Here is a 3,749-nt window from a genome sequence, read left to right on the forward strand (position 1 = left end):
CTCACCGTCAGCGCCACACAAAGTGATGCGGCGGGTAACACCTCCAGTGCAACCAGCACCTCAGTGATTTTAGATAACGCAGCACCGAATGCCTTGACGATTGCCACCCCGATTGAGGTTGATGGCCGGATCAATGCTGTAGAAGATGGCAGTGTATTGATCACCGGCTCCGGGGCAGAAGCCAATGCCAGTGTCAGTGTGACCATCAGCGATGGCGCGAATAACTTATCACGGACTGTGACGGCCGATGGCTCTGGGGCATGGACTATCAGTGGTAGCGAGTTTGATGTCAGCAGCTTTAATAATGGCACGCTCACCGTCAGCGCCACACAAAGTGATGCGGCGGGTAACACCTCCAGTGCAGCCAGCACCTCAGTGATTTTAGATAACGCAGCACCGAATGCCTTGACGATAAGCACCCCGATTGAGGTTGATGGCCGGATCAATGCTGTAGAAGATGGCAGTGTATTGATCACCGGCTCTGGCGCAGAAGCTAATGCCAGTGTCAGTGTGACTATCAGCGATGGCGCGAATAACTTATCGCGCACCGTGACGGCCGATGGCGCAGGTACATGGACTATCAGTGGTAGTGAGTTTGATGTCAGCAGCTTTAATAATGGCACACTCACCGTCAGCGCCACACAAAGTGATGCGGCGGGTAACACCTCCAGTGCAACCAGCACCTCAGTGATTTTAGATAACGCAGCACCGAATGCCTTGACGATTGCCACCCCGATTGAGGTTGATGGCCGGATCAATGCTGTAGAAGATGGCAGTGTATTGATCACCGGCTCCGGGGCAGAAGCCAATGCCAGTGTCAGTGTAACTATCAGCGATGGCGCGAATAACTTATCACGTACTGTGACGGCCGATGGCTCTGGGGCATGGACTATCAGTGGTAGCGAGTTTGATGTCAGCAGCTTTAATAATGGCACGCTCACCGTCAGCGCCACACAATCTGATGCGGCGGGTAACACCTCCAGTGCAACCAGCACCTCAGTGATTTTAGATAATACAGCTCCGAATGCCTTGACGATAAGCACCCCGATTGAGGTTGATGGCCGGATCAATGCTGTAGAAGATGGCAGTGTATTGATCACCGGCTCTGGCGCAGAAGCCAATGCCAGTGTCAGTGTGACTATCAGCGATGGCGCGAATAACTTATCACGGACTGTGACGGCTGATGGCGCAGGTACATGGACTATCAGTGGTAGTGAGTTTGATGTCAGCAGCTTTAATAATGGCACGCTCACCGTCAGCGCGACACAATCTGATGCGGCGGGTAACACCTCCAGCGCAGCCAGCACCGCGGTGATTTTAGATAATACAGCACCGAATTCACCGACAATAGCCACTCCGATAGAGGGCGATGGTAAAGTTAACGCAGCGGAAGACAGTGACGTAGTGATCACCGGCTCCGGGGCGGAAGCTAATGCCAGCGTCAGTGTGACCATCAGCGATGGCGCGAATAACTTATCACGTACCGTAACGGCTGATGGCTCTGGGGCATGGACTATCAGTGGTAGTGAGTTTGATGTAAGCAGCTTTAATAATGGCACGCTCACCGTCAGCGCCACACAAAGTGATGCGGCGGGTAACACCTCGACTACGGCAACCGCAGTAATTACGTTGGATAATCAAGCGCCAAATGCATTGACGATTACTACGCCAATTGAAGGCGACGGCAAAGTTAATGCTGTTGAAGATAACGATGTACTAGTGCAAGGATCTGGCGCAGAGTCAGGTGCAACAGTTACAGTAAATGTTGATGGTATATCTAAAACCACCACTGCAGATTCAAGTGGTAATTGGACATTATCGGGCAACGAGCTGGATATCAGTGCGCTGAATAATGGTACGCTGACGGTCTCGGCAACTCAGGCCGATAGCGCAGGTAATATCTCAATAGCTGCAACTACAACAATAACGTTGGATAACCAAGCACCAAACGCACCAACCTTTATTACGCCTATTGAGGGGGATGGTAAAGTTAACGCTGCGGAGGATAATGATGTATTAGTCGAAGGCGGGGGAGCAGAGTCAGGTGCAACAGTCACTGTGAGTATCGGTGGGGTTACTAAAACGACTACCGCAGACTCAAGTGGTAATTGGACATTATCAGGTAATGAGCTGGATATCAGCGCTCTAAATAATGGCATATTGACAGTTTCGGCAACACAAACCGACGATGCGGGCAATATCTCAACGGCTGCATCAACTTCAATTACATTAGATAACATCGCACCAAATGCGGTGGCTATTACAACGCCGATTGCAGTAGATGGTATTGTAAATGCGGCTGAAGACAATGCTGTGTTGATCACAGGGTCAGGAGCAGAAGCTGGCGCAACAGTGACAGTGGGTATTAGCGGCATAAATGCAACTGTGATAGCTGATAGCAGCGGTAACTGGACACTTAATGGCAGTGAATTAGACATTAGCGCGTTAAATAATGGCACATTAACAGTATCTGCAACGCAAACCGATAGCGCAGGAAATATTTCATCTGCAGCTACAACCACTATAACCTTAGATAATGTTGCGCCAAATGCATTGGCTATCACAACGCCGATCGCTGTTGATGGCATTGTGAATGCTGCTGAAGATAATGCGTTATTAATTGTAGGATCTGGGGCAGAATCAGGCGCTGCAGTTAAGGTTGATGTTGGCGGTGTAAATGCCACCGTGACTGCTGATAGCAGCGGTAATTGGACTCTCAGTGGTAATGAGTTAGATATCAGTGCATTAAATAATGGCACATTAACGGTATCAGCAACGCAAACTGACAGCGCGGGTAATATTTCTCCAGCGGCAACGACGACGATAACCTTGGATAACAGTGCACCGCCAGTTGTTACTATTAATACGCCAATCGAAGTCGATGGCATAGTTAACGCTAGTGAAGATGATAGTGTATTGATAACCGGCTCTGGGGCAGAATCAGGCGCTGCAGTTAAGGTTGATATTGGCGGTGTAAATGCCACGGTTACAGCTGGTAGTGGTGGTAATTGGACGCTTAGCGGCAATGAGTTAGATATAAGTGCACTTAATAACGGCACTTTAACAGTATCGGTAACGCAAACTGACAGTGCAGGGAATACTTCACCTGCGGCGACCAGCTCAATTACTTTAGATAATACCACCCCAACTGGGCATGCAGTTAGCGTTGATCAAAGCTTAATTAATGCGGATAACGAATCTGCAATGAGTGTTAGTTTTACTGGGCTTGAAGGAAGTGGTTCGCTTAGTTACCAGGTAAGTGATGGCAGTAATGCTGTTACTGGTAACGCAACGATTAGTGCTGTTACGCAGCAAATTACAGGTATCGATGTTACAACATTGGCTGAGGGAGTGTTAACGTTCTCAGCAATAGTTACAGACACCGCAGGCAATGCCAGCGCAGCAGTAACTGCCACAGTAACTAAAAAATATAATGTCGTACCGGTGTTAAGTGGTTCACCAAGTACAACTACAGCTGAAGATGCAGCGTATAGTTTTATACCCACCCTTACAGACAGCGATACGCAAGATACCCATACTTTTAGCATCATTAATAAGCCAAGTTGGGCAAGCTTTGACACCAGCACGGGCGAATTAGCGGGCACGCCACAGAACCAGGATGTAGGCAGCTACGCGGCTATTACTATCAGTGTTAACGATGGCACAGATAGCGCCAGTTTAACGCCATTTACATTAGAGGTTACCAACACCAACGATGCGCCGGTAGGGCAAAACTTCGCGTTTAACCT

General features: G+C 49.0%; 1 protein-coding gene. It reads left to right on the forward strand.

What is annotated here, in order from left to right; translation table 11 throughout:
- On the forward strand, positions 1–3,749 hold a 3,749-nt coding region (locus H5183_RS05285; RefSeq protein ID WP_220496264.1), incomplete at both ends, for an Ig-like domain-containing protein.

It is taken from the genome of Pseudoalteromonas sp. SR44-8 (assembly GCF_014163635.1).
Classification (GTDB): Bacteria; Pseudomonadota; Gammaproteobacteria; order Enterobacterales; family Alteromonadaceae; genus Pseudoalteromonas; species Pseudoalteromonas rhizosphaerae.